Raw genomic sequence first — 25097 nt, 5'->3', positions numbered from 1 at the left:
AGTCGAGAGTGGCGGGAGTCGGCAACCGACGACAACGCCGCAGATCGGCGTGCCAGGCCCCGCGTCTGCGGCATGATCCGCCGGACAGGCCCTAGCCGAGGACGCGGGAGCCTCCCACCGGCAGGTCCCACAGGTCCTCGCGGTGCAGGCCCGCCTTCTCCCAGGCCGCCCGGACCCGGGTGAGCGGCTCCAGCACCGGCTCCGCGGACAGCACGAACGTCGCCCAGTGCATGGGTGCCATGCGCCGGGCCCCGAGGTCCCGCGCGGCGCGCACCGCCTCCTCCGGGTCGCAGTGGACGTCGCTGAGCCACCAGCGGGGGTCGTAGGCGCCGATGGGCAGCAGGGCGAGGTCGATGCCGGGGTAGCGCTGTCCGATGCGGGCGAACCAGTGGCCGTATCCCGTGTCGCCCGCGAAGTAGACGCGCTGCCCGTCGGGGTCGGTGAGCACCCAGCCGCCCCACAGGGTGCGGCAGGTGTCGGTGAGGGAGCGCTTGGACCAGTGGTGGGCGGGCACGAAGTCGAAGCGGACGCCGTGCAGTTCGGCCGCCTCCCACCAGTCCAGCTCCGTGACGTGCGTGAACCGGCGGCGGTGGAACCAGCGGGCGAGCCCGGCCGGCGCGAAGACCGGGGTGTCGCGCGGGAGCCGGCGCAGTGTGGGGGCGTCCAGGTGGTCGTAGTGGTTGTGGCTGATGACGACGGCGTCGATACGCGGCAGGTCGCTCCAGGCGATGCCGACGGGGGTTATCCGGGCGGGGGTGCCGAGGATGCGGCGGGACCAGACCGGGTCGGTGAGGACGGTCAGCCCGCCGATCCGCACGACCCAACTGGCGTGCCCCGCCCAGGAGACGGCGATCGTGCGCGCGTCGACGCGGGGCAGCGGGGCCGGTGCGAAGGGCAGCCGGGGGATGTCCGCGAGGCCCTCCCGGCCGGGGCGGATGGAACCTTCGCGGGCGAAGCGGGCCATGGACTTCAGGTCGGGCAGCGGGGCGGTCAGCCGGTCGTGGAAGGAGCACGGCCACACCCGGCGTTCGCCGAGCGGCCTGGGAGCCGCGAGGGGCGTGGTGGAGGAGGAGGGTGCGAAGGAGGACGGGGCCGCCGGAGCGTCGGTGTCGCGGTCGGGCGTGCTCGTGGTCGACTCGGACTGCTGCGTCATCGAGGAGGCTCCCATCGCTGAGCGTCGTCGCGGAGATCGTCGAAGACCGATTCCAGGAGGATCAACGCGCGTTGCACGTGCGGCAGTTCCAACGGCGAGGGTGAACCGAGGCATTCCGCGTTCTCCTCGTCCGTACCGCCCAGCAGCGCGCCCGTGGACAGCCGCACGCGCAGCGCGCCGAGGTCGTCGCCGAAGCGGTGGCCGCCCGGCGCGGGCATGCCGAGCCGGGCGGTGAGGAAGTCCTCCAGTTCCTGGGCATCGCCGACCCCGTGCCCGGTGAGGGCCGTGCGCAGCGGACCGAGGTCGACGTAGAGGTGCCGGCCCGCATGCGGGGGCAGGGCCAGGGCGCCCGCCGTGACGACGGCCGTGTGCGCGGCGGCGGCCACGCGCGCGTGCAGGCGTACGGCGGCTTCGACACGGGCTCTCACCGGCTCGGGTTCCGTCAGGGCGTGGGTGGCGGCGGCGGCGACCGGGGCGGCGACGCGGGCGCCGAGCGCGGTGAGCACGTCGAGCACGCGCGCGCGCAGCGCGTCGCCGGCCTCGCCCTCGGGGAAGCGGGCGACGGCGGCCGGCCAGCCGGTGGGCAGCAGGGCGCCGGCCAGGTCGGTGACGACGGTGACCTTTCCCGGCAGCATCTCGGCCGGACTGACCAGGACGGTGTCGTGCGGGACGTGCAGGGTGTCGCGCCAGGTCTCGTCGCTGACCAGGTGCAGCCCCTCCGCCACGGCGGCCTCCAGCGACTCGTGCAGCAGCTCGGGCGGGGCCACGGTGGCGGTCGGGTCGTCGGCGACGGACAGTACGAGCAGCCGCGGGTCCCCGCCCTCCTCACGGACCCGGCGGACGGTCTCCAGGAGGGCGTAGGAGTCCGGGATCCCGCCGCACTCCGCCGGTGTCGCGACATGGAACGCGGGTCGTCCCAACAGGCGTGCGTACGGCGCCCACCAGGCGGCGCAGGGCCGCGGCACCAGGACGTCACCGCCGAGGGCGGCGGTCAGCGCGAGCAGCAGGGAGGGCGAGCCGGGGGCGGCGACCACCCGGTCGGGCTCGGTGGGCAGGCCGCGCCGGTCCCAGTAGCCGCCCGCCGCCTCCAGAAGGGCCCTTCCGCCGCCGACCGGTTCGCTGCCGGCGCGGCCCGCGGCCGCGGCCAGTACGGCGGACAGCTCGGGCAGCACGGGCAGCCCGTCCTCGGGGAGCGGCGGCCCGAAACGGACGGGGCCGTGGCCTTCCGGGTCCGTCCGCGGCATGCGTACCTCCGGGGTGGGGGCTTCTCTCTTCTGCGGTGGTCGTCGCCCAGGCGGGTCGGGTGGCTCGTGCGGTGCGGGTGGTGCCCTCGGCATCTGCATACCCGGGCAGGTGCCGAGGCATGGGCGCCGATCGGGGTTGCGCCGGTCACACGGCTGCAGCGGCGTGTCAGTTCCCGGTGGTGGGCCCCTTCCGGCGCAGCCGGTACACCGCGCCGCCGAGCGCGCCCGCGATCAGCAGGCCGCCGGCCGCCAGGGCGGGCACGGAGTCCGTGAAGGTGCCGCCCTCGCCGGCCCGCACCCCGCGCCGGACGACCGCGCCGCCGCAGGAGTCGGTGTGCGCCTCGACGCAGGCAGGGGGCGTGGCGCAGGAGCCGGCGTGGGCCTCGACGCAGGCGGGGGTCGTGGCGCAGGAGCCGGTGTGCGGGTCGGTGCAGGGGCTGGTGGTGGCGCAGGAGTCGCCGTGGGATCCGGTGTCGCAGGACTTGCCGCTCCCGTGGGACACCGTGAACGTGGCGCTCCACTGCGTGCCCTGCCCGCCGGGCGCCGTGGGGCAGGTGCCGTCGACGGTCCACGCGGAGTCCTGGCCGACCTCCTCGGGGCCGACCTCCTCGGTGCCGACCTCCTCGGGGCCGACCTCCTCGGTGCCGCCCTCCTCGGTGCCGCCCTCCTCGGTGCCGCCCTCGAGGTCCTCCGCGGGGGCGATCTTGACGGTGCCGCTGTAGGCGGGGAGTTCTTCGTCGTCGCCGGTGACCAGCCGCAGTTGGACGGTGCCCTCCTCGAAGGCGTCGGAGGTGGCGTCCATCGTGTCGGGCGGTGAGCCGCCGGTCGGGTCGCAGGTGACGGAGACGGTGACGCTGCCGCCCGGAGAGACGCTGCTCGGTGCGACCTCCGCGGTCGGCTCCGCGAGGGCGGCCGGTGCGGCGATACCCAGGACGGCTCCGGCCAGGGCGGCGGCGGACAGGGCACGGGCGCTGCGGCGCATGGGGAGGGCTCCTTCGGCCGACGGCTGCGGGGGCACGACCGCCGTGCCCCCGCCCCCATCACAGCCCGCCCTCGGCGGCGCCGCGCGCGGCCGGACACCATTCGCGGGACGGGAACCGCCGAGCGGGTGACACCGCCGAGCGCCTGCCCGTGCGGGGTCAGGCGGCGGTGTCCCGCATGATCTGTTCCCTCATCCGCCCGCAGCAGCGGCTGATCAGCCGGGACACGTGCATCTGCGAGATGCCCAGCTGTTCGGCGATCCGGCTCTGTGTCATGTCTGCGAAGAACCGCATGTACAGGATCGCCCGCTCGCGCTCGGGCAGGGCGGCGAGCCGGGGTTTGACCGCCTCGCGGTCCACGACCGTGTCCAGCGCGGGGTCGGGGGAGCCCAGCGCGTCGCTGAGCGAGTAGCCGTCCTCGCTGCCGGGCAGCTCCGCGTCCAGGGACAGCGGGGTGAAGCTCTCCAGGGCCTCCAGGCCCGCCCGGACGTCCTCCTCGCTGAGGTCGGCGTACTCGGCGATCTCCGCGACGGTGGGCCGGCGGCCCGGGATGGTCTGGGACAGGTCCTGAGTGGCGAAGCGGACCCGGTTTCGCAGGTCCTGCACGCGGCGCGGCACGTGCAGGGTCCACATGTGGTCGCGGAAGTGCCGCTTGATCTCGCCGGTGATGGTGGGCACGGCGTAGCTCTCGAAGGCGTTGCCGAGCTCGGGGTCGTACCGGTCGACGGCCTTGACCAGGCCGAGGGCCGCGACCTGGCGCAGGTCGTCGAGGCTCTCGCCGCGGCTGCGGAAGCGGCCCGCGAGCCGATCGGCCATGGGCAGCCAGGCTTCGACGATCTGTCCACGGAGAGTGTCGCGCTGCGGGCCGGGGGCGAGCTCGGCGAGCTTGCGGAACGCCTCTGCCGTGTCGGGTGCGTCGTCGTGCGGGTGCTTCGCGCTCACTTTGGTCGACATGGTGCGTCGCAACTCCCTGGAGGGGTGCTCTGGGATGGACGGTCACCGTGGGGAGGGCGTCTGCGGTCCGGACAGACGCGGCCGTGGCGGCGTCTCGCCGCTCCCACGGACGTGCCTCCGGTCCGAAGCACTGGAAGTGCGCCTGCCCCCGGCCCCCGGGCGCAAACCCCGGGCAGGTTTTCCGGGGACGCGCGGGGTGACTCGTAGGACTGCTGCCTGTGTCACCGAGGCCCGGGAGGTCCGTACATGAGCACCAAGGTCTCCGACCACGTCCTGGAGCGGTTGCGGGAGTGGGGCGTGGAGCACGTCTTCGGCTATCCCGGCGACGGCATCAACGGCCTGCTCGCCGCCTGGGGACGGGCCGACAACCAGCCCCGTTTCATCCAGTCCCGGCACGAGGAGATGTCCGCGTTCCAGGCGGTCGGCTACGCCAAGTTCAGCGGTCGCGTCGGAGTGTGCGCGGCGACCTCGGGGCCGGGCGCGATCCATCTGCTGAACGGTCTGTACGACGCCAAGCTCGACCACGTGCCGGTGCTGGCGATCGTCGGCCAGACGCACCGCACCGCGATGGGCGGCTCCTACCAGCAGGAGGTGGACCTGCACTCCCTGTTCAAGGACGTCGCCTCCGAGTTCGTGGAGACGGTGACGGTCCCCGAGCAGCTTCCGAACGTGCTGGACCGGGCGATCCGTACCGCGTACGCCCGCCGCTGTCCGACGGCGATCATCCTCCCGGGCGATGTGCAGGAGCTCGACTACTCGCCGCCCACGCACGAGTTCAAGATGGTGCCCTCCAGCCTGGACCTCGGTTCCTGGACGTCGATTCCCTCCGACGAGTCCCTCAGGCGGGCGGCGGAGGTCCTCAACGCCGGTGACAAGCCGGCCATCCTGGTCGGTCAGGGCGCGGCCGGCGCGCGGGCCGAGGTGGAGCGGATCGCCGAACTGCTCGGCGCGGGCGTCGCCAAGGCACTGCTCGGCAAGGACGCGCTGAGCGACGAACTGCCGTACGTCACCGGCTCGATCGGGCTGCTCGGGACGCGTCCGTCGTACGAGCTGATGCGGGACTGCGACACCCTGCTGACCATCGGGTCGTCCTTCCCGTACACGCAGTTCCTGCCGGACTTCGGCAAGGCGCGGGGCGTGCAGATCGACATCGACCCGCACATGGTCGGGATGCGGTATCCGTACGAGGTGAATCTCGTCGGCGACGCGAAGTCCACGCTTCAGCGGCTGATCCCGATGCTGGACGCGGACCGTGGCGGGCGCGAGTGGTCCGACACGGTGCGTGACAACATGTCGCGCTGGCGCGAGGTGATGGAGCGGCGGGCCCAGCTGTCGGCCGACCCGATCAACCCCGAGTACGTGGCCCGCACGCTGGATCCGCTGCTGCCGTCCGACGCGATCGTCACCTCCGACTCCGGGTCGACGGCGAACTGGTACGCGCGCCACCTGACGATGCGGTCCGGGATGCGCGGGTCGCTGTCCGGGACGCTCGCGACGATGGGGTGCGGTGTGCCGTACGCGATCGGCGCGAAGTTCGCGCACCCGGACCGGCCGGTGATCGCGCTGGTCGGGGACGGGGCGATGCAGATGAACGGCCTCGCCGAGATGATCACCGCGGCGAAGTACCGTGACCTGTGGGAGGACCCGCGGCTGGTCGTCGCCGTCTGGAACAACCACGACCTCAATCAGGTCACGTGGGAGATGCGGGCCATGGAGGGCGCTCCGTCCTTCCTGCCCTCGCAGCAGCTGCCGGACGTGCAGTACGCGGCGTTCGCCCGGTCGCTCGGGCTGACCGGGATCCGGGTGGAGAAGCCGGAGGACGTCGAGGCGGGCTGGCGGGCCGGCCTGGACGCGGACGGCCCCGCGGTGATCGAGTTCCTCACCGACCCGGCCGTACCGCCGATCCCGCCGCACGCCACCTGGGAGCAGATGGAGGCCACGGCCGCGTCGATCCTCAAGGGGGACGCGGACCGCGGGGCCGTGGTGAAGCGGGGGTTCAAGGCGAAGATGCAGGAGTTCCTGCCGGGCCGCGAGAAGAAGTAGCGGCAGCAACGGCCGGGGAGGGGGCGCCGACGGGTTCGTACCGGTCGGCGCCCTCCTCGGGCAGCAGCAGTTCCTCGTAGCGGCCCAGCGCCAGCACCACGCCGAGCATGAGGAACGGGATGATCACAGCGAGCAGCGCCATGGCCTGTCCTTTTCCAGGAATGTGCGCGGGGGGTGCGGGACCGGGTCTCCCGCCATCGGCTCGGCAAACCCCGTGTCGGTGTCCGGTCCTCGGGTACGCGGGTGCCCACCCCGAAGTTCTTGGAGGGAGACATGCAACGAGGCAGCGACCGGCTGAGCCGTCACCGCGATGACGAGATGAAGCACGAACTGCAGGGTCTGCTCAGGTCCGGCCACCCCACGCGCAGCGAGGAGTGGCACGACCCGGAGCCGACCGCCGAGGACGACCCGGAGGTCTGGGGCGGGCCCGTGGCACCGGGCCGGGCCGGGGCGACGCTGGAGACGGTCCGGCTGGAACTGGCCCGGATCCTGGGCCGCGGCTCCTTCCCGGCCACTCCCGTGGAACTGGCAGGCACCCTGCGGAGCAAGAACGCTCCCGACGTCCTCGTCGAGGCCGTGGAGGGGCTGCCCCGCAAGGAGTCCTACGCCACCGTGCAGGAACTGGCGCGGACGCTGACCAGGAGGGAGGGCGCCTAGTGGCGGCCGACTTCGTGAAAGACGTCATGACCCCGGGCGTGGTCGCCGTACGCCCGGACGCCTCGCTGGTCGAGGCGGCGCAGCTGATGCGCACGCAGGACATCGGCGACGTCCTGGTGGCCGACGGACAGCACGTCGTCGGCATGCTCACCGACCGGGACATCACGGTGCGTGCCGTCGCCGACGGCACGGACCCGATGACGGTGAGCGCACAGATGGTGTGCACACCGGACCCCGTGGTGGTCGCCCCGGGCGACACGGTGTCGACGGCGGCGGCGCTCATGCGTGAGCACGCCGTACGCCGCCTGCCGGTCATCGAGGACGGGCTGCCGGTCGGAATGGTGAGCCTCGGGGACCTCGCCGAGGCCGAGGACCCGGAGTCGGCGCTCGCCGACATCAGCCGGGCCCTGCCGGACGACGGACGGAGCGCCGGCGGGCAGGGCACCCTGTGAGCCAGGGCCGTGACCAGGCCGCGGCGATCGCCGCCACGGGCACCACCGTGGACGTCGGTGAGGTGACCGCGCGCCACCTGCGGTACGGGCTGCTGCCCAGCTGGTCCGTGCCCGGTCCCGCCGACCGGACCATGCACCGGCGCACCCGCATCGAGGACACCTCGGGGACCAAGGAGTCCCTCATCCTCCCCCGGGAGCTGCTGCGCTGTCGGCGCGCGGCCAGGGCGAGGAAGAAGCGCGCGGGGAGCGACGAGGCCACTGGACCTCGCCCTCCCCGCGCGCCAGGAAGCTTTCCAGGAAAGGTCGTTGAACCATCATGCGTATCGCGTTTCTGACCGCACCCGAAGGCGTGGAGCAGATCGAACTCACCGACCCGTGGCAGGCGGCCGAGGACGCCGGGCACGAACCCGTCCTCGTGTCGACGAAGGCCGGGAAGATCCAGGCGTTCAACCATCTCGACAAGGCGGACACGTTCCCGGTGGACGAGGTCGTGGGCGAGACGTCGGCCGACTCCTTCGGCGGGCTGGTCCTGCCGGGCGGCGTGGCCAACCCGGACTTCCTGCGGATGGACGAGAAGGCCGTGGCGTTCGTACGGGACTTCTTCGAGCAGGGCCGTCCGGTCGCCGCGATCTGCCACGCCCCGTGGACGCTCGTCGAGGCGGACGTCGTACGGGGCCGGGTGCTCACCTCCTGGCCGAGCCTGCGGAGCGACATCCGCAACGCGGGCGGCACCTGGGTGGACGAGCAGGTGAAGATCTGCGACCACGGCAACAACAAGCTGGTCACCAGCCGCAAGCCGGACGATCTGAAGGCGTTCAGCGAGACGTACCTCGACGTGTTCGCCCAGGAGGCCGCCTGATGGCCGTTCCGAACGACCGCAAGCAGCACCAGCGCGAGGCGTCCCACGCGGACGACCCGGCCGCCGGTCCGCTCACCACCGATCAGGGTGTGGAGGTCGACCACACCGACGACTCACTGACGGCGGGCGACCGCGGGCCGACCCTGATGGAGGACTTCCACTTCCGGGAGAAGCTCACCCACTTCGACCACGAGCGGATTCCGATGGGGGTCCCCCCACGCCTTTAGGGCAGTGGGGGAGGGTGGTGCACGCACGGGGCGCGGGCGCGTACGGCTACTTCGAGCCGTACGAGTCCTGCGCCGAGTTCACCCGCGCCGCCTTCCTTCAGGACCCGGCGGTGAAGACGCCGGTGTTCGTGCGCTTCTCGACCGTGCAGGGGCCGAAGGGCTCGGCGGACACCGTGCGGGACGTGCGCGGTTTCGCGACCAAGTTCTATACGTCGGAGGGCAACTACGACCTGGTCGGGAACAACGTCCCGGTCTTCTTCATCCAGGACGGCATCAAGTTCCCCGACTTCGTGCACGCGTTGAAGCCGGAACCGCACAACGACATGCCGACGGGCGCCTCCGCGCACGACGCCCTGTGGGACTTCGTGTCCCTTCAGCCCGAGACGCTGCACGCGATCATGTGGCTGATGTCGGACCGGGCGATCCCGCGCAGCTACCGCATGATGCAGGGCTTCGGTGTGCACACCTTCCGGTTCGTGAACGCCGAGGGGCGCGGCACGTTCGTGAAGTTCCACTGGAAGCCGCGGCTCGGAGTGCACTCACTGGTGTGGGACGAGGCGCAGGAGTGCCAGGGCCGGGAGTCCCTGCGCGGCGACGGCTCGATCCGCACCCGGCAGATCACGGTCCTCGTCTCCGACGGCGTCGACGCCGAGCAGGTGACCTCCGTACGGGAGGCGCCGGCCGCGGAGGGCGCGGTCGTGGAGGCCCTGGCGGCGACGGACGGCACCATCACGGGCGCCGACGGTCAGCTGTATGCGGTCGACCGCGCACTGCCCACCGTGGCCTCCGTCCTGTACGACGCCGTCCTGCTGCCGGGCGGGCCGGTCGGCACGCCGCCCACGGCAGCCGACCCCGACGTCGTCCGCTTCGTCCGGGACGCCTATCGGCACGGGAAGCCGGTGGGCGCGCTCGGCTCGGGCGTGGGGATCCTGTCGGCCCTGCAGCCGGAGGGCTCGGGCTGTCCACCGAGTTCCACCGGGTCGTGACGGACCGGGGCGGGGTGACGGACACCTCGCCGGGCGCCGCGAGCGAGGAGTTCACCCGGGCGTTCGTGAAGGCCATCGGGGCGCACCGGTACTGGGACCGGCCGCCGGCGCGCCACTGACGGTCGAAGCGGTCAGGAGCGGGGAGTCGCCGACTCCCCGCTTCCGCGTTCCCGCGCTCCTTCGCGCGTGCGGCCCGCGGCGACCGGACGGTTCGGGTTGCGGCGCAGGAACTCGCCCTCGAGCTGAGCCATACGGTCGTTGTGGGCCCGCAGGGCGTCGTTCGAGGCGTAGAGCAGCGTGTCGTGGCGCGTGCGGTGGATCGTCTCCAGCTCCTTCATGAGCTGCTGGTCGTCCAGCCGGTCGGCGTCGACTCCAGTCATGGTCATGTCCCGCTCGTCGTGTTCGTTCATGCCCTTCGGGTACCCGCCCGGGAGCACTACCCCCAAGCGGCACCCGGGAGGGAGCCATGGATCTCGCCTTTCTGCATCCACTCTACGAACAATCGGGCCCCTGGGCCTCCGTCTACGTCGACACCTCCCGGCACACGGAGGACACGCCCCACGAGCGGCATCTGACCGCGATCGCGCTGTCCCGTGAGCTGGCCGGGCAGGGTGCCGACGAGGAGACGTGCCAGGCCGTGCTGGACGCGGTGGAGGAGCTGCGGCACTCCTCCGAGCCACACGGGCGGGCCCTGTTCGCGCGGGCCGGCGAGGTGGTACTGGATCCGCCGCTGGCCAGGGCGCCGGCCGGCAACAGCGCGCACTGGGCGCCGCTGCCGCACACTGCGCCCCTGCTGGAGCTGGCCGGCGAGGACCCCGTGTGCATCGTGGCGTACGTCGACCGCAAGGGCGCCGACTTCGAACTGCGCAGCGGTCTCGTCCGACGGGGCGCGGGCACGGTCGCCGGTCGACAGTATCCAATACACCGTACGCGGACGACCGACTGGTCGGAGCGGCACTTCCAGCTCAGGGTGGAGAACACCTGGGAGCACAACGCCGCCGAGATCGCGGACGCGCTCGCCGTCAGCCAGGAGGAGACCCAGGCCGATCTGCTGATCCTCGTCGGTGACGACCGGGAGCGGCGGACCGTGTACGAGCGGCTGCCGAAGCGGCTGCACGACCGGGCGGTGGAGGCCCCGCACGGCACCGGCAGCAGGCTGCTCGACGAGGACGTGGAGCAGGCGCGCGCCGCGCATGTGCGGCAGCGGGCCGAACGGGAGCTGGAACGGTTCCTCGCGGCCCGCAGTCCGGGCGACGACGGGCGCGCCGGAGCGGTCGAGGGCGTGCCGGCGCTGGTCGAGGCGGCGCGCGAGCACCGTATCGACGAGCTGCTGATCCGTCCGGACGGTCCCGACGCGCACCGTGAGGTGTGGATCGGTGAGGACCCCGACCAGCTGGCGGTACGCCGTACGGACCTCAAGATCCTCGGCGAGCAGAACTCCTGGTCGGCCCGTGCGGACGACGCGCTGATCCGCTCGGCGGTCGCGACGGGCGCCCCGGCGATCTCGGTGACACCGGTGACCGGGCGGACCGTTCAGGCCGGTCCCGGCCAGGCCGAGGAGGCCCAGCGGGAGATCCCGGTGGGCGGTCTGGGGGCGCTGTTGCGCTGGACGTGAGCGGACCGAGCGGCCGAGAGCCGCCGAGTGACTGAGCGGTGTGTGAACAGTGGGCCCGGTGACCTGTGGTCACCGGGCCCTTTCACGCCACCGGTCACCGGGCCCCTCACCATCGCCGGGTCCCGCAGGCCCGGCCCCCGACCGTCTCAGCGGGCGCGCTCCACCCTCCGCTCGTCCCACACCGGTTCCGTCGTCTCCCGCACCCGGCCGTCGCTGCCGAAGACGAGGTAGCGGTCGAAGGACCGGGCGAACCAGCGGTCGTGGGTGACCGCGAGGACCGTGCCGTCGAACGCCTCGAGCCCTTCCTGGAGGGCTTCGGCGGACTCCAGGTCGAGGTTGTCGGTCGGCTCGTCCAGGAGCAGGGCCGTGACGCCCTGGAGCTCCAGCAGGAGGATCTGGAAGCGGGCCTGCTGGCCGCCGGAGAGCCGCTCGAAGCTCTGCTCGGCCTGTCCGGTGAGCTCGTAGCGGCGCAGCCGGGACATGGCGGCGCCCCGGTCCTGGGCGTGCTCCTTCCACAGGATGTCCAGGAGCGTGCGGCCCTCCAGTTCGGGGTGGGCGTGCGTCTGGGCGAAGTGCCCGGGCACCACGCGCGCCCCGAGCTTCCACTCCCCCGTGTGCGTCACGTCGTCGCCCGCCAGCAGCCGCAGGAAGTGCGACTTGCCGGAGCCGTTGGAGCCGAGGACGGCGACCCGTTCGCCGTAGAAGACCTCCAGGTCGAAGGGGTTCATCAGGCCGGTGAGTTCAAGTTGCTTGCAGGTGACGGCCCTTACGCCGGTACGGCCGCCCTTGAGCCGCATCCTGATGTCCTGCTCGCGCGGCGGCTCCGGCGGCGGGCCCGCCTCCTCGAACTTGCGCAGCCGGGTCTGGGCGGCCTGGTAGCGGGAGGCCAACTCGTGGCTGATGGAGGCTGCCTGACGGAGGTTCAGGACCAGCTTCTTCAGCTGGGTGTGCTTCTCGTCCCAGCGCCTGCGCAGCTCCTCGAAGCGGGCGAAGCGCTCGCGCCGGGCCTCGTGGTAGGTCGCGAAACCGCCGCCGTGCACCCAGGCGTCCGCTCCCGCGGGCGAGGGCTCGACGGAGACGATCTTCTCGGCGGCGCGGGCGAGCAGCTCGCGGTCGTGGGAGACGAACAGGACCGTCTTGCGGGTCTCCTTCAGGCGCTCCTCCAGCCAGCGCTTGCCGGGCACGTCGAGGTAGTTGTCGGGCTCGTCGAGCAGCAGCACCTCGTCCGTGCCGCGCAGCAGCGCCTCCAGGACCAGCCGCTTCTGCTCGCCGCCGGAGAGGGTGCGTACCTCCCGGAACTGCGCCTTCTCGTAGGGCACCCCGAGCGCGGCCATGGTGCACATGTCCCACAGCGTCTCGGACTCGTAGCCGCGCGCCTCCGCCCAGTCGGACAGGGCCTGCGCGTACTGGAGCTGGGCGGCCTCGTCGTCGACGGTCATCATGGCGTGCTCGGCCCTGTCGACGGCCCGGGCGGCCTCCCGGATGCGGGGCGGCGCGACCGACGCGAGCAGGTCCCGTACGCTCGTCTCGTCCCGTACGGACCCGACGAACTGGCGCATCACCCCCAGGCCGCCGCTGACGGTGACGGTCCCGCCGTGCGGTTTGAGCTCGCCGGAGATCAGCCGGAGCAGGGTGGTCTTGCCGGCGCCGTTGGGCCCGACCAGGGCCACGACGGCCCCTTCGCCCACCCGGAAGGACACGTCGCCGAGCAGGGCCCTCCCGTCGGGGAGGTGGTACTCGAGGTGTGCTGCTTCCAGATGTCCCATGAGGCCGCATTGTGCGGGCCACCGGTGAGGACGGGCAAACCGATATAGCTCAGGCCGGGTCGACCGGCCGGCCCGCCGGACCGCCCTCGCCCGCGGGAGCGACGACCGCGCCCGCCCACGACAGGGCCTTCCAGCCGTCGGACGGCGACCCTTCCAGGATCACCACGCCGGTGTTGTCGAGCGGGCGGGCGGCCGCGAAGGCCACGTCGACGTTGTCCGCGCGGGCCGCCGTCCACATCCTGATCGCCGCACCGTGACTGACCATGGCGACCGCCGAGGCCCCGCTCTCCGAGGCCTCGGCGACCACGGCGTCGTACCGCGCCAGCGCCTCGGCCCCGCTCTCCCCGCCAGGCATCCGCAGCTCCGTGTCGCCGGCCGACCAGGCGAACACGGTCTCCATGTACCTCTGGCCGTGTTGCGAGTCCCCCGGCAGCATCTCCAGGTCTCCCGCGGACAGCTCCCGGATGCCGTCCCGTACCCGCACGTCGAGGCCACGGGCGGCGGCCAGGGGGGCGGCGGTGAGCTGCGTGCGGACGAGGGTGGAGGCGTACAGGGTCTCGATGTCCTCGTCGGCGAGGGCCCCGGGCAGGGCGGCTGCCTGGCGCTCGCCGAGTTCGGTGAGGCCGGGGCCCGGGACGGCGGTGTCCAGCAGGAAGCTCACATTGGTGGGGGTCTGGCCGTGACGGATGAGCAGCAGACGCATGGGGGTCCTCCAGGTGCACGGCCCGCCGGACAAGAAACGGCCGCTTCAGGGTATCCGGGAGTGCATGAGCCCAGACGTCGACCTCACCGTCCCGAAGCCCGGCCCTCATGCCCTGCGTGACCGGCTGCTGTCCCTGGACTGCCGGTTGTTCGAGTTCGCCGCCGGGCGGGACTGGCCCGCCGCCGAACCGGTCCTGCCGCGGCTGAGCCGGAGCGCGAACCACGGGGTGCTGTGGTTCGCGACGGCGGCCGCGATGGCCGCGAGCCGCACCCCCCGGGCCCGCCGGGCGGCGGTGCGGGGCCTCGCCTCGCTCAGCCTGGCCTCCTTGACCATCAACACCCTGGGCAAGCGCTCGGTGCGCCGCACGCGGCCCGTCCTGGACCCGGTCCCGCTGGTGCGGCAGCTGAAGCGGCAGCCGATCACCACGTCGTTCCCGTCCGGCCACTCGGCGTCGGCGGCCGCGTTCGCGGCCGGGGTGGCCCTGGAGTCGCCGTCCTGGGGCGCGGTCGTGGCGCCGGTCGCCTTCTCGGTGGCCATGTCCCGCGTCTACACCGGCGTCCACTTCCCGAGCGACGTACTGGCGGGCGCGGCGCTGGGCGCGGGCGCCGCGTTCGCCGTACGGGGCCTGGTGCCTACCCGCGCCCAGGGGGTGCCGCCGGCCCGGCCCCGCGCGGACGTTCCCGCGATGCCGGACGGCGAGGGCCTGGTCGTGGTCGCCAACACCGCCTCTGGGACCGCCGACCGGGTTCGCGCTCTGCGGGACACGCTGCCCGCGGCCGAGATCGTCGAGTGCGAACCGGCCGACGTCCCGGACGAGTTGGAGAAGGCGGCGGCCCGCGCCCGGGTGCTCGGTGTGTGCGGCGGCGACGGCACGGTCAACACCGCCGCCGGGATCGCCCTGCGGCACGGCCTGCCGCTCGCGGTGCTTCCCGGCGGCACGCTGAACCACTTCGCCTACGACCTGGGCGTGGAGGGTGTCCGCGATCTGAGCCGGGCCGTCCAGCAGGGCGAGGGTGTGCTGGTGGACGTGGGCACCTTCGCCTGCGGCGGGCGGCAGGGCGTCTTCCTCAACACGTGCAGCCTGGGCGTGTATCCGGAGCTGGTGCGCGAGCGGGAGCGCTGGTCGCCCCGGATCGGCGGCTGGCCGGCCGGAGTCCTGGCGGCGCTGCGCGTGGCGCGGGCGGGCGGGCACCCGCTGGAGGCCGGGTTCCGCGGCGAGGCACGGCCGCTGTGGCTGCTGTTCGCCGGCAACGGCACCTACCACCGGATGGGCCTCACGCCCGGGCGCCGCCGCGACCTCGCGGACGGGCGGCTCGACGTGCGGGTGGTGCACGGTGGGCGCCGGCCCGCGCTGCGCCTGCTCGCGGCCGCTGTCGCCGGGCCACTGACCCGCTCCCCCGCCCACGCGGCGGTCCAGGTGGGCCGACTGCACCTGTCCGGAGTCGCCCCGGGCACGCTCCTCGCCTACGACGGTGAGGTCACCGAGGTGGAGGGCGAGGTGACGCTGGAGAAGCTGCCCAGGGCGCTCACGGTGTACCGCCCGCTGCCCGCCGCCTGATCATCCGTCAGTCCATATAGCAAAACGGCTATCTCATTATTCGACATGCGCGCGTACCGTGAGGCGTACCGAGGAGACGCCGAACAGGGAGCCGTCCATGTCGAAGCCGCAGGAGACCGCCGTCTACACGCACGGACACCACGAGTCGGTGCTGCGTTCGCACACCTGGCGCACCGCCGCCAACTCGGCGGCCTACCTCCTCGGTTCGCTGAAGCCCCACATGAAGGTCCTGGACATCGGCTGCGGACCCGGCACGATCACCGCCGACCTGGCCGCGCTGGTCCCGGACGGCCATGTCACCGGCGTCGACCACGCGCCGGGCATCCTGGACCAGGCCCGGGCCACCGCCGCCGGACGCGGCCTCACCAACGTCGACTTCGCGGTCGCGGACGTGCACGCCCTCGACTTCCCGGACGACACGTTCTGCGTGGTCCACGCCCACCAGGTGCTGCAGCACGTCGGCGATCCGGTGCAGGCGCTGCGCGAGATGAGGCGGGTCACCGCCCCGGGCGGGTTGATCGCCGTCCGGGACTCGGACTACGCGGCGATGACCTGGTATCCCGAGACGCCCGGCATGGACGCCTGGCTGGACCTGTACCGGCGGGTCGCCCGCGCCAACGGCGGCGAGCCGGACGCCGGGCGCCGGCTGAAGTCCTGGGCGCTGCGGGCGGGTCTGACGGACGTCACGGCGACCTCCGGCACCTGGACCTTCGCCACCGCCGAGGAGCGGGACTGGTGGAGCGGTCTGTGGGCGGACCGCACCCTGGCCTCGGCGTATGCCGAGCGGGCACTGGAGGGCGGGCACGCGACCCACGAGCAGCTGCGGGCGGTCTCGGCGGCCTGGCGGGAGTGGGGGCGGCAGGAGGACGGCTGGTTCAGCGTGCTGCACGGAGAGATTCTGTGCCGAAAGGAAGCCTGAATCCCCATTTCCGGGAAACACGGAATGCAGGAGGTTCACACTATGGTTCCCATCCTGCTGGTACTGCTTCTGGTTCTGATCCTTTTCGGTGCCGGGTTCGCAGTTAAGATTCTCTGGTGGATTGCGCTGGCTGTTCTGGTGCTATGGCTTCTGGGCTTCCTGATGCGGAGCACAACCGCGGGTGGAGGCAGGGGCCGCTGGTACAGGTGGTGAGCTGACCCCGGGATTCGTTCCCGGGGTCAGAATCTCGGGATTCATTCCCGGGGAAGAAGAGGTCCGAGCGGCCCGAGGTCCAGATTGAGGTCCTCGGGCCGCAGTCCGTACCGCTCGCGCAGTTCGGTCATGCGGTCGTCGAGCAGCATCAGGGTGAGCCCGATGCGCTCCTCCTGCTCCTCGCTCAGGCCGCCTTCGTCGAAGCGCCGCAGTGCCTGGCGTTCCATGAGCTGGCGCAGCAGTTCCACCACGGTCAGGACCAGCTTCACCAGGTCCCGCTCGACCGTGTCGGGGTCCAGGTCCATCCGGTTGTGCCGCTCGGTCCGGTTGGGGGTCTCGGCCCGGTGGTGCGGCTCGCTGCGGCTGGGGTGCGGCTCGCTCCGGCTGGAGGGCTCGTCCCGGTGGTGCGGCTCGCTGCGGTTCTGCCGCTCGGTCACGACAGCTCCCCCCACGGTGACGGCACCTGTTCGTTCACCGAGCTGATCAGCGCGTTCAGATCGATGCGGACCAGGTCGACGTCCGCGATGCGCAGGGTGATGTCGCCGGTGATGACGACCCCGCCGGCGAGCAGCCGGTCGAGGAGGTCCACCAGCGCGACCTCACGGCGCTCGATCACCGTCACCGGTCCTCCTCCCCCGGGGACTCGCCCGCGAAGGAATAGGCGGCCCAGGGGCCGGTGAGTTCGACGCGCATTCCCGGTACCTCACCTTTCGTACGGTCCACGAGTTCCACGAATTCCTCGGATTCGGTGCGCGACACGAGATAGGCCGCATTGAGCACGTTCTGTCCGGAGACACCGGAAAGGGCGGGGTTCTGCGGGGCGTGCAGACGGGAATCCTCGGCGTGCGCGGAAAGCGTTTCGTGCAGCCGGTTCGCGAAGGCCTCCGCCTGCTGCCACCGGTTCTCGTTCGTGCGCACCGCCATACGCCGCTGACGCAGATAGTCCCGTCCCGATGCGGGCTTTTCCGGCGTCCCGTTCTCCCCGGTTTCCCCGGTTTCCCCGTTCGCCGCGTTTCCCGCTGTTTCCGACTCGACGTACACCTTGACGCCCCACTCCACCCGCCCGTGCAGCCGGTCGAGGGTGCGCCGGAAGGCGTCCTCGCGCTCCTCCATCATCACGCGGACCCCGCTGTCGTCCCGGAAGACGGTTCCCAGGCGCAGCGGCAGCGGGGTGGTGACGACGGTGAGCGCGTCGATCACGCCCTGGTGGGCGCGGGCGGTCGCGGTCAGCCAGTCCAGGTCCTCGAGATGTTTGTGGAGCGGTCCTTCGGCGAAGTCCCGCTCCGGCACATGGCTGACCACGGCGGCCAGACCGTGGTGGTGCAGCAGTCTGGGCGGGTCACCGGCCACGCCCGTCAGCTGGGCCTGCAGCGGGGTACCGAAGGGGCGGCAGACGGCGTAGACGTACCGCAGTCCGGTCATGGTGCCTCCTGGCCGTCGGCGGACTCCAGTTGGGCCAGTCGCTCGCGCAACTCGGCGTTCTCCCGGGCGAGTTCCTTGCGACGGGCGCCGGAGGACAACGCGGGGTCGTCCTCCCACCAGTCGATGCCCATCTCCTTGGCCTTGTCGACGGAGGCGACGATGAGGCGCAGTTTGATGGTGAGGAGTTCGATGTCGAGCAGGTTGATGCGGATGTCACCCGCGATGACGATGCCCTTGTCGAGGACGCGTTCCAGGATGTCCGCGAGATTGGCGCCGCTGCTCTGGCCGTAGGGTTCGGGCAGCCGGCTGGGCGTCGTCATCGGCGCTTCCCACCGTCCGCGTCCGCGTACTCGTAGTCGTCCTCTTCCGCGACCTCGTCCTCGTCCTCGGCCGCCGGCTCCTCATCCTCCTCCGGCTCCTCCTCCTCGTCGTACTCGCCCTTCTCCTCTTCTTCGTCCTCCTCGGGCTCGCCCTCGGTCTCTTCCTCGGCGTACGGACCTTCTTCCTCGTCCTCGTACGCCTCCTCGCCCTCTTCCTCGGAGGCGTCCTTGGCCGACTCCTCCTCCTCGGAGGTGTCCTTGGCCGTCTCTTCCTCCTCCTCGGCCACGGCGTCCTCGTGGCTCTGCACGACCTCGCCGTCGCGGATCTCGCCGCGCCAGCTGTCCTCCGCCTCGCCCTTGAGGGTGATGTGGCGGGCGTAGTTCTTCAGGTCGAGCCGGGCCCGGCGGCCCTGGGCGCGCCAGATGTTGCCGGTCTTCTCGAAGAAGCCCGAGGGGTAGTACTCGATGACCAGCAGGACGCGGGTGAGGTTGTCGGCGAGGCGGTGGAAGGAGACGACACCCCTGGTGGTGCCCTTGGCGCCCTCCGAGTTCCAGGCGATCCGGTCGTCGGGCAGCTGTTCGGTGGTGTGGGCCTTCCAGCTGCGGCTGGACCAGAAGACCTTCAGCTGCCAGTCGGAGTGCGTGTCGTCGTCGCGGTTCGCGCTCTTGACACCCTTGGCGAAGGTGCTGAAGTCCTTGTACTGGGTCCACTGGTCGTAGGCGGTGCGCAGCGGGACGCCGACGTCGATGAACTCGATGATGACGATCGGCTTCTGGCCGCCCCCGCCCTTCTTCTTGCCCTTGCCCTTGCCGCCGAGGTTCTTGAACGCGCCGACCACGCTGTCCTTGGCGCGCGAGGCGCCGAGCTCCAGCGCGGACCGCAGCGGGCCCTTGCCCTCGGCGAGTTTGCGGCCGCCGTCGAGGGCGAGCTTGGCGAAGCCGGGGCTCTTGCCCTCGGCGATGTCGTTCAGCTTGACCGTGGTCTCGCCGAGTTTGCGGCCGGCGCCGACCAGCAGGCGCTGGGCCTGGGCGGCGAGGTACTCCTGCGCCTCGGCCTTGAGCCGGTCGACGGCCTCGCTCTTGGCCACGTCGGTCAGCGGGTTGCTCGTCGCCTGGTCCTTCGCCTTGTCGGTGACGCCCCGCGCCGTTCCCAGAGTGTCGGTCATCGCTCAGCACCACCCTTCGACGCGCGGGTCCGGGCGCCGCGGGCGGCACCCCTGGTCGCGGTCGTCTTCTTCGCGCCCGTCTTCTTGGCGGGAGCCTTCTTCGCAGGGGCCTTCTCAGCCGTCTTCTTCGCCGGGGCCTTCTTCGCCGGGGCCTTCTTGGCGGCCTTCTTCGCCGTCGGCCTGCGGCGCGGCTCGGAGTCCTCGTCGGAATCGTCAGCCTCGTCGGAATCGTCGGCGTCTTCGGCCTCATCCGCTTCTTCGGCCTCGGGTTCCTCGCCCTCCGCCTCGGCCTCAGGCTCCTCGTCCTCCGCCTCGGCCTCAGGCTCCTCGTCCTCCGCCTCGGCCTCAGGCTCCTCGTCCTCCGCCTCGGGCTCCTCCTCTTCGGCCTCCGGCTCCTCGTACTCCTCCTCCGGCTCCTCGTCCTCCGAGTCGCCCTTGGAGCCGAGGTCCGAGGGATCCGGCACCACGCCCGCGAGCTGGTCGCGGACCTGGGAGGTACGGCCGTGCAGGCGGTCGGCGATCGAGTCGATCTGCCGTTCCACCATGGCACCGGAGGCCGCCTTGCCGACGCCGCGCAGGTCCTCGCGCAGCTGGTCGCCTATTTCCTTGAACTGCGGGTTGTTCCGCAGTTGCTGAGACGCCAGGTCGGCGAGCGCCTTCGGGTTCAGGTGCATCCGCTTGCCGGCCACGAGGGTGCCGACCGCGAACGCCATTTTCGCCTTCTTGGTGCGCCCGAGGACGTACCCGGCCCCTATCGCGAGGCCCAGTCCTACTCGGTTCATCGTGCCGTCCCGTCCCCGGTCCCCGCGCCACCGCGAAGGCCGATCTCCAGTCGGTCGAGGAGTTCGTCCTCTCTGCGGTCGAACTCCTCCTCGTCGATCTCGCCCGCCTCGAGCAGTTCTTCGAGTTGGCCGAGTTCGGCCCGGACCGTAGCCGGGTCGTAGTAGAGGCGTTCCGCCTCGCTCAGTACCTGTCTCAGGACCCAGCCGCTGCCACGCACGGGTGCGAACGGCAGCAGCAGCACCTCTCCGATGAGTCCCACGGCCGCCTCACTCCTCCGCGTGTTCCGCGTGGTCCGCGCCCAGGGTGGTGCCCGCGGGTTCGGCGGGGCCGGGCTCGACGAAGCTGTACGGCGGCAGCGGGCCGTTGACGCGCAGTTCGAGGTGCGGATGGCCCTTGCGGACCTGATCCACCGCGGTCAGGAAGGACGCGGCCTCGTCGCGGTCCACCAGGAACGAGAGGTTGGCGAGCCAGCCGCTGGACTCGGGGCCCACGCTCACGGCCTCGGCGACCGGTTCCAGCGTGTGCTGCACGTCGGTCGCGTCCTCGGACTCCCGGGCCTTGACCGCGGCCACCACCATCTCACCGAGGTGGAGCCTCTGCTCGTAGCTGCCGCCGCCTGTCTGCCGGTTGGCCTCGGTCAGGGCGCGCACCTCCGGGTTCTCGGACATCACCCGGTGCAGCACGGCCTCCTCGTTGTGGATGGCCTTGACGTTGTACTCGACCTTGCCGTCCAGGGTGCGCAGCCGTTCCTGGTAGTGGTCGGCGCGTTCGCTGAGCACTCCGGTGACGGAGTCGTCGTCGGGGGCGAGACTGCCGAACCGCATGGGCAGGACGCAGCCGGCCGCGCCGGACTCGCTCAGGACGTTCTGGTGGGCGAGCAGGTCCCTGCGCTTGGGGCGCAGTCCCTCGGGCGCGTCGCTGACGACCGCCGCCAGCTCGCCCGCCTTCAGGATGCGCACGGGACGCGGCGGATCGCCGACGCCCCCCATGCCCTCGGGCAGCGAAGGATGAGACGCGGCCGTGATGCCGTAGACGTACGTGCTCACTCCTCTTCCTCCTTCCTGCGCGATGCCGTCGACTTGCGGGGACGCGGCCTGGACTCGGTCTCGCCTTCCTCACGGGCCTGCTTGAAGGCGCCGGAGACGGTCTCCGCCGCGCCGGACAGCGCTCCCTTGGACTTGCCGCGCGCGCCGGACTCGGTGATCTCGCCGACCATGTCGGGCAGGCCGGGGCTCTTGCGCGGGCCTGCCTCGAGGTCGAGCCGGTTGCACGCCTCGGCGAAGCGCAGGTAGGTGTCGACGCTGGCCACGACGACACGTACGTCGATCTTCAGGATCTCGATGCCGACCAGGGAGACCCGTACGAACGCGTCGATGACGAGACCCCTGTCGAGGACTAGCTCCAGAACGTCGTAGAGGCCACTGCTGCCGCCTCCGCCGCCGCTCTGCTGGGCCGGGACAACGGTCATGTCGACCGCGCCTCCTTGTCTGTGGATTGGTAAACGGGTACTGGGCTGGGTGGGCGGCTAGCGGCCGCCCTGCCTGTGTGCGTCGGCCCGCCCGCGCTCGTAGCGGCGCACGCGCCGGTAGCCGGTGAGCTGCCCCTGCGGGTCGAGGTCGACCTGGTAGCTCGCCATCAGGCTCATCGTGTCGGGCACGCGGGAGAGCTCGAGAACCTCGATCTCCAGCGACCAGCCGTCCTCCGTCTGCTCGAAGGACGAGACGTTCTCGGCGGCCATCCCGGTGAGTTCCGCCAGCTGGGTGCGCGCCTGGCGCAGCACCTCCATGGGGTTCGGCCGGTCTTCCGCCATGTTGCGCTCCGTGTCCTTTTCTTCGCTTCTGCGGGAATTCTGTGAACCCTGTGATTCTGAAGTGCTCTTTGTGTTCGACATGGCCACCTCTGACTTCGGGTGGCCGCTCGGCCGTTGGCCAAACCTGCGGGCGGGCATGCGTCCGAGAGGGGGCGCGTCGTGCCTGCTCAGAGGTGGTACGTGCGTCAGCCACGCAATGCGCTCAGCCGACGCACGGCACGGCCGAGCGCCCTCCCCCGGGTCATCACACCGGCCCACGGGTTCGTGCGGGCCTGGTCGACGGCGTCGCCGATGGTCCAGCGGCGGGCGTCGAGGCCCGGGTCGTCGAGCTGGCTCCAGGCGAGGGGGGTCGCGACGGGCGCGCCCGGCTTGGCGCGGACGGTGTAGGGCGCGACCGCGGTCTGTGCGTAGGCGTTGCGCTGCACGTCGAGGTAGAGCCGCTCACCGCGGTCCTTCTTGCGGGCCGCGGTGGTCAGCCGGTCGGGATGGCCGGCGACGAGGGTGTCGGCGACGTCCCGGGCGAAGGCCCGCACCTCGTCGAAGTCGTGCTGCCCGTCGACCGGCACGATCACGTGCAGTCCGCGCGAGCCGGTGGTCATCAGCACCGAGGGCAGTTTCAGCTCGTCGAGCAGCTCCCCCAGCAGCACGGCCGCCTCGCGCACCGCCGCGAACGGGCCTCCGGCGTTCCCGGCATCCCCGGAATCTTCCGCGTCCCCGTACGGGTCCAGGTCGAAGACCATCCGGTCGGGCCGGTCGACGCGTCCGACGCGCGACAGCCAGCGGTGCACGGTGAGGGCGGCCTGGTCGGCGAGGTAGAGCAGGGTGGCGGTGTCGTCGCACACGGTGTGGCAGACGGTGCCGCCCTCCTTGGCCAGCTCCGCCCGCGTGATCCACTCCGGGTAGTTCTCCGGGGTGTTCTTCTGCATGAACCGGGGTCCGTCGATGCCGTCCGGGTGCCGCTCCAGCATCAGCGGGCGGCCGCGCAGGTGCGGCAGCATGAAGGGCGCGACCGAGCGGTAGTAGTCGACGAGATCGCTCTTGGTGTACTCCTTCGCGCCGCCGTCCCCGGGGAAGAGCACCTTGTCCGGGCGGTGCACCTCCACGGTGCGCCGCCCCGCCCGGACAGTGCGTGGTCCGTCGCCGCTCACCGCACGACCGCCTCCTCCACCAGCAGCTTCCCGGCCGCCGCGATCGACTCGGCGTCGATGCCCGCGGCGTGCAGCTGCTCGTCGGGGGACCCCGAACCGGGCATCGTACGGACGGCGAGGCGCACCAGCCTCGGTACGGGCCGCCCGTCGAGGAAGGCGTCGAGCACGGCGTCGCCGATACCGCCCTCCTCGTGGTGGTCCTCCACGGTCAGCAGACAGCCGGTCTCCTCGGCCGCCTGGCGCAGGGTGAGCCGGTCGACGGGCTTGACCGAGTACAGGTCGATCACCCGGACCCGGATGCCCTCCCCCTCCAGCGCGTCGGCGGCGGCCAGCGCCTCGGGCACGGTGACGCCCGCCGCGACGATCGTCATCCGGTCCTGCTCGGAGGAGCGCAGCACCTTGCTGCCGCCGATCGGGAACCTCTCGTCGGGCCCGTAGATCACCGGGCTCTCGCCGCGTGAGGTCCGCAGATAGCGGACGCCCTCCAGGCCGGCCATCTCGGCGACCAGGTGCGCGGTCTGGTTGGCGTCGCACGGGTACAGCACGGTCGAGCCGTGGATCGCCCGCATCATCGCCAGGTCCTCCAGACCCATCTGGCTGGGCCCGTCCTGGCCGATCGCGACACCCGCGTGCGAGCCGACCAGGTTGATGCCGGAGCCGCTGATGGACGCCATGCGGATGAAGTCGTACGCCCGGGTCAGGAAGGCGGCGAAGGTGGAGGCGTACGGCACCCAGCCACGCGCGGCGAGTCCGACGGCGGCGGCGACCATCTGCTGTTCGGCGATGTAGCACTCGAAGTAGCGGTCGGGGTGCTCCTTGGCGAAGAACTCCGCGCGCGTGGAGTCGCCGACCTCGCCGTCGAGAACGACCACGTCACCACGTCCGGTGCCGAGCGCCGCCATGGCCTGCCCGAAGGCGTTGCGGGTGGCCACGTCCTCGCCGCCCTTGTCCCAGCGCGGCAGTTCCAGGTGTCCGGTGCGTACGGCGTGCAGCATGCGGGCGGCCGGCGGCTCGTGCACCTCGACGCGGATGTCGCGGACGCCGCCGAGCTCGGCGATCGCCTCGTCGGCCTCGGGCAGCGGCTTTCCGTGCAGACCCTCTCGGTCCTGGACGGACTCGACACCCTTGCCCTTGAGGGTGCGGGCGAGGATCGCCGTCGGCTGCCCCTTGGTGGAGACGGCCTCGCCGTACGCCCGGTCGACGGCGTCGACGTCGTGGCCGTCCACCTCGACGGTGTGCCAGCCGAAGGCCTGGAAGCGGCGCGCGTAGGCGTCGAGGTCGTGGCCGTGCCGGGTCGGGCCGCGCTGGCCGAGCCGGTTGACGTCGATGATCGCGATGAGGTTGTCGAGGTGTTCGTGCCCCGCGTGCTCGGCGGCCTCCCACACCGAGCCCTCGGCCATCTCGCTGTCCCCGCACAGCACCCACACCCGGTAGCCGGTGCGGTCGAGGCGCTTGCCGGACAGCGCGATCCCCACGCCGACCGGCAGCCCCTGCCCGAGCGAGCCGGTGGCCGTCTCGACCCACGGCAGCCGCCGCGGCGTCGGATGCCCTTCGAGCCGGCTGCCGAGCTCGCGGAACGTCAGCAGTTCCTCGTCGTCGACGGCGCCGACCGCCTTGTAGGCGGAGTACAGCAGCGGCGAGGCGTGTCCCTTGGACAGGACGAAGCGGTCGTTGCCGGGGTGGGCGGGGCGGTCGAAGTCGTAGCGGAAGTGGTTGGCGAGGAGTACGGCCATCAGGTCCGCGGCGGACATCGACGAGGTCGGGTGCCCGGAGCCCGCGGCGGCCGAGGCGCGTACGCTGTCGACGCGCAACTGCTGGGCCAGTTCGTCGAGTTCACGGGTGTTCATGAGTCTCCTTCAACGGGGGTTTCGTCGGCGCGCCGGACGGGCCCGGGGGCGTCGCGGGGCCCATCGGCGCGTGGGTTCCCAGCGGGCACACCGCCGGGCTGGTCCGCGGCGGGGGCGGGCCGGGCTGGTCCTTGGCGGGCTCGGGGCCCGGCTGGCTCCTGGCGGGCTCGGGACCCGGCTGGCTCCTGGCGGGCTCGGGACCCGGCTGATTCCTGGCGGGCTCGGTAACCGGCATATTCCGGGCGGGGTCGGGGCCAGCGGGGGGGGTGGCG

At 72.0% G+C, this 25097-nt stretch carries 28 protein-coding genes and 1 pseudogene; 9 read left to right on the top strand and 20 right to left on the bottom strand.

Features of this window, described 5'->3' with window-relative positions; genetic code table 11:
* Positions 1 to 91: 91 nt before the first annotated feature.
* The 4 genes from ACFWWR_RS44600 to ACFWWR_RS44585 all read right to left on the bottom strand — a co-directional run bounded on the left by ACFWWR_RS44600 (position 92) and on the right by ACFWWR_RS44585 (position 4331).
* On the bottom strand, positions 92 to 1153 hold the full coding sequence (locus tag ACFWWR_RS44600; protein WP_383869892.1) for an MBL fold metallo-hydrolase: 1062 nt from the start codon (positions 1151 to 1153) through the stop codon (positions 92 to 94).
* Positions 1150 to 2397, bottom strand: a complete 1248-nt coding sequence (locus tag ACFWWR_RS44595; RefSeq protein WP_383869895.1) for an aminotransferase class I/II-fold pyridoxal phosphate-dependent enzyme — start codon at positions 2395 to 2397, stop codon at positions 1150 to 1152. The genes ACFWWR_RS44600 and ACFWWR_RS44595 overlap by 4 nt, the downstream gene beginning before the upstream one ends.
* Before the next feature lie 166 nt (positions 2398 to 2563).
* Positions 2564 to 3379 (bottom strand): hypothetical protein, encoded by an 816-nt coding sequence (locus ACFWWR_RS44590; protein WP_383869898.1) that lies wholly within the window; start codon positions 3377 to 3379, stop codon positions 2564 to 2566.
* Between the two features lie 157 nt (positions 3380 to 3536).
* A complete protein-coding gene (locus ACFWWR_RS44585; RefSeq protein ID WP_383869901.1) occupies positions 3537 to 4331 on the bottom strand; it encodes an RNA polymerase sigma factor SigF in 795 nt (264 codons plus the stop codon).
* A 246-nt stretch (positions 4332 to 4577) separates the two neighbouring features.
* On the opposite strand from ACFWWR_RS44585, the gene ACFWWR_RS44580 reads away from it, so the two are divergent.
* Positions 4578 to 6374 (top strand): thiamine pyrophosphate-requiring protein, encoded by a 1797-nt coding sequence (locus tag ACFWWR_RS44580; protein WP_383869904.1) that lies wholly within the window; start codon positions 4578 to 4580, stop codon positions 6372 to 6374.
* Here ACFWWR_RS44580 and ACFWWR_RS44575 read toward each other — a convergent pair.
* Positions 6328 to 6516: a hypothetical protein gene (locus ACFWWR_RS44575; protein WP_383869907.1), complete on the bottom strand. Its 189-nt coding sequence runs from the start codon at positions 6514 to 6516 to the stop codon at positions 6328 to 6330. The genes ACFWWR_RS44580 and ACFWWR_RS44575 overlap by 47 nt on opposite strands.
* A gap of 131 nt (positions 6517 to 6647) precedes the next feature.
* On the opposite strand from ACFWWR_RS44575, the gene ACFWWR_RS44570 reads away from it, so the two are divergent.
* From ACFWWR_RS44570 to ACFWWR_RS44555, 4 genes and pseudogenes are all read left to right on the top strand, one after another.
* The gene (locus ACFWWR_RS44570) at positions 6648 to 7031 is read left to right on the top strand and encodes a DUF2795 domain-containing protein (protein ID WP_383869910.1); all 384 of its coding nucleotides are present in this window, start codon (positions 6648 to 6650) and stop codon (positions 7029 to 7031) included.
* Between the two features lie 26 nt (positions 7032 to 7057).
* On the top strand, positions 7058 to 7483 hold the full coding sequence (locus tag ACFWWR_RS44565; RefSeq protein ID WP_383870110.1) for a CBS domain-containing protein: 426 nt from the start codon (positions 7058 to 7060) through the stop codon (positions 7481 to 7483).
* Between the two features lie 316 nt (positions 7484 to 7799).
* Positions 7800 to 8342, top strand: a complete 543-nt coding sequence (locus ACFWWR_RS44560) for a type 1 glutamine amidotransferase domain-containing protein (protein WP_383869912.1) — start codon at positions 7800 to 7802, stop codon at positions 8340 to 8342.
* Positions 8342 to 9674, top strand: a pseudogene (locus tag ACFWWR_RS44555) (catalase). Before ACFWWR_RS44560 ends, ACFWWR_RS44555 begins: the two are co-directional and overlap by 1 nt.
* A 12-nt stretch (positions 9675 to 9686) precedes the next feature.
* On the opposite strand, the gene ACFWWR_RS44550 reads toward ACFWWR_RS44555, so the two are convergent.
* Positions 9687 to 9965: a DUF6158 family protein gene (locus tag ACFWWR_RS44550; RefSeq protein ID WP_217239093.1), complete on the bottom strand. Its 279-nt coding sequence runs from the start codon at positions 9963 to 9965 to the stop codon at positions 9687 to 9689.
* 56 nt (positions 9966 to 10021) lie between these two features.
* Between ACFWWR_RS44550 and ACFWWR_RS44545 the strand changes: the two genes are divergently transcribed.
* Positions 10022 to 11170 carry a Vms1/Ankzf1 family peptidyl-tRNA hydrolase gene (locus tag ACFWWR_RS44545; protein WP_384309983.1) on the top strand — a complete coding sequence of 383 codons (1149 nt, stop codon included), beginning with the start codon at positions 10022 to 10024 and terminating at the stop codon, positions 11168 to 11170.
* Positions 11171 to 11316: 146 nt separating this feature from the next.
* Here the strand turns inward: ACFWWR_RS44545 and ACFWWR_RS44540 are convergent, their stop codons facing one another.
* Positions 11317 to 12936 carry an ABC-F family ATP-binding cassette domain-containing protein gene (locus tag ACFWWR_RS44540; protein ID WP_383869918.1) on the bottom strand — a complete coding sequence of 540 codons (1620 nt, stop codon included), beginning with the start codon at positions 12934 to 12936 and terminating at the stop codon, positions 11317 to 11319.
* A 49-nt stretch (positions 12937 to 12985) separates the two neighbouring features.
* On the bottom strand, positions 12986 to 13639 hold the full coding sequence (locus ACFWWR_RS44535; RefSeq protein WP_383869920.1) for a histidine phosphatase family protein: 654 nt from the start codon (positions 13637 to 13639) through the stop codon (positions 12986 to 12988).
* A gap of 64 nt (positions 13640 to 13703) precedes the next feature.
* Between ACFWWR_RS44535 and ACFWWR_RS44530 the strand changes: the two genes are divergently transcribed.
* The 3 genes from ACFWWR_RS44530 to ACFWWR_RS44520 all read left to right on the top strand — a co-directional run bounded on the left by ACFWWR_RS44530 (position 13704) and on the right by ACFWWR_RS44520 (position 16329).
* Positions 13704 to 15197, top strand: a complete 1494-nt coding sequence (locus tag ACFWWR_RS44530; protein ID WP_383869923.1) for a bifunctional phosphatase PAP2/diacylglycerol kinase family protein — start codon at positions 13704 to 13706, stop codon at positions 15195 to 15197.
* Positions 15198 to 15294: 97 nt separating this feature from the next.
* Positions 15295 to 16116, top strand: a complete 822-nt coding sequence (locus tag ACFWWR_RS44525) for a class I SAM-dependent methyltransferase (protein ID WP_383869926.1) — start codon at positions 15295 to 15297, stop codon at positions 16114 to 16116.
* Positions 16117 to 16158: 42 nt separating this feature from the next.
* A complete protein-coding gene (locus ACFWWR_RS44520) occupies positions 16159 to 16329 on the top strand; it encodes a hypothetical protein (protein ID WP_053747436.1) in 171 nt (56 codons plus the stop codon).
* A gap of 41 nt (positions 16330 to 16370) precedes the next feature.
* Here the strand turns inward: ACFWWR_RS44520 and ACFWWR_RS44515 are convergent, their stop codons facing one another.
* From ACFWWR_RS44515 to ACFWWR_RS44460, 12 genes are all read right to left on the bottom strand, one after another.
* A complete protein-coding gene (locus tag ACFWWR_RS44515) occupies positions 16371 to 16634 on the bottom strand; it encodes a gas vesicle protein K (protein WP_053747435.1) in 264 nt (87 codons plus the stop codon).
* A gap of 128 nt (positions 16635 to 16762) precedes the next feature.
* Complete coding sequence (locus ACFWWR_RS44510) at positions 16763 to 16951, bottom strand: gas vesicle protein (protein ID WP_053747233.1); 189 nt, start codon at positions 16949 to 16951, stop codon at positions 16763 to 16765.
* Positions 16948 to 17751, bottom strand: a complete 804-nt coding sequence (locus ACFWWR_RS44505) for a GvpL/GvpF family gas vesicle protein (RefSeq protein ID WP_383869931.1) — start codon at positions 17749 to 17751, stop codon at positions 16948 to 16950. The genes ACFWWR_RS44510 and ACFWWR_RS44505 overlap by 4 nt, the downstream gene beginning before the upstream one ends.
* A complete protein-coding gene (locus tag ACFWWR_RS44500) occupies positions 17748 to 18071 on the bottom strand; it encodes a gas vesicle protein (protein WP_383869933.1) in 324 nt (107 codons plus the stop codon). Before ACFWWR_RS44500 ends, ACFWWR_RS44505 begins: the two co-directional genes overlap by 4 nt.
* Positions 18068 to 19237 (bottom strand): SRPBCC family protein, encoded by a 1170-nt coding sequence (locus tag ACFWWR_RS44495; protein WP_383869936.1) that lies wholly within the window; start codon positions 19235 to 19237, stop codon positions 18068 to 18070. Before ACFWWR_RS44495 ends, ACFWWR_RS44500 begins: the two co-directional genes overlap by 4 nt.
* On the bottom strand, positions 19234 to 20019 hold the full coding sequence (locus tag ACFWWR_RS44490) for a DNA primase (RefSeq protein ID WP_384309980.1): 786 nt from the start codon (positions 20017 to 20019) through the stop codon (positions 19234 to 19236). The genes ACFWWR_RS44495 and ACFWWR_RS44490 overlap by 4 nt, the downstream gene beginning before the upstream one ends.
* Complete coding sequence (locus tag ACFWWR_RS44485; protein WP_383869943.1) at positions 20016 to 20279, bottom strand: gas vesicle protein GvpG; 264 nt, start codon at positions 20277 to 20279, stop codon at positions 20016 to 20018. Before ACFWWR_RS44485 ends, ACFWWR_RS44490 begins: the two co-directional genes overlap by 4 nt.
* Positions 20280 to 20286: 7 nt before the next feature.
* Positions 20287 to 21066 (bottom strand): GvpL/GvpF family gas vesicle protein, encoded by a 780-nt coding sequence (locus ACFWWR_RS44480; RefSeq protein ID WP_383869946.1) that lies wholly within the window; start codon positions 21064 to 21066, stop codon positions 20287 to 20289.
* Positions 21063 to 21488 carry a gas vesicle structural protein GvpA gene (locus ACFWWR_RS44475; protein ID WP_383869949.1) on the bottom strand — a complete coding sequence of 142 codons (426 nt, stop codon included), beginning with the start codon at positions 21486 to 21488 and terminating at the stop codon, positions 21063 to 21065. Before ACFWWR_RS44475 ends, ACFWWR_RS44480 begins: the two co-directional genes overlap by 4 nt.
* Positions 21489 to 21545: 57 nt before the next feature.
* Complete coding sequence (locus tag ACFWWR_RS44470; RefSeq protein ID WP_383869952.1) at positions 21546 to 21911, bottom strand: gas vesicle protein; 366 nt, start codon at positions 21909 to 21911, stop codon at positions 21546 to 21548.
* A 104-nt stretch (positions 21912 to 22015) separates the two neighbouring features.
* The gene (gene ligD, locus ACFWWR_RS44465; protein WP_383869955.1) at positions 22016 to 22978 is read right to left on the bottom strand and encodes a non-homologous end-joining DNA ligase; all 963 of its coding nucleotides are present in this window, start codon (positions 22976 to 22978) and stop codon (positions 22016 to 22018) included.
* Complete coding sequence (locus tag ACFWWR_RS44460) at positions 22975 to 24825, bottom strand: transketolase (RefSeq protein WP_384309978.1); 1851 nt, start codon at positions 24823 to 24825, stop codon at positions 22975 to 22977. The genes ligD and ACFWWR_RS44460 overlap by 4 nt, the downstream gene beginning before the upstream one ends.
* Positions 24826 to 25097 lie beyond the last annotated feature (272 nt).

Source organism: Streptomyces sp. NPDC058678, from assembly GCF_042714835.1.
Taxonomy (GTDB): domain Bacteria; phylum Actinomycetota; class Actinomycetes; order Streptomycetales; family Streptomycetaceae; genus Streptomyces.
Note: the sequence above shows the minus strand (reverse complement) of the source record. Positions and strands in the feature narration are given on the sequence as shown.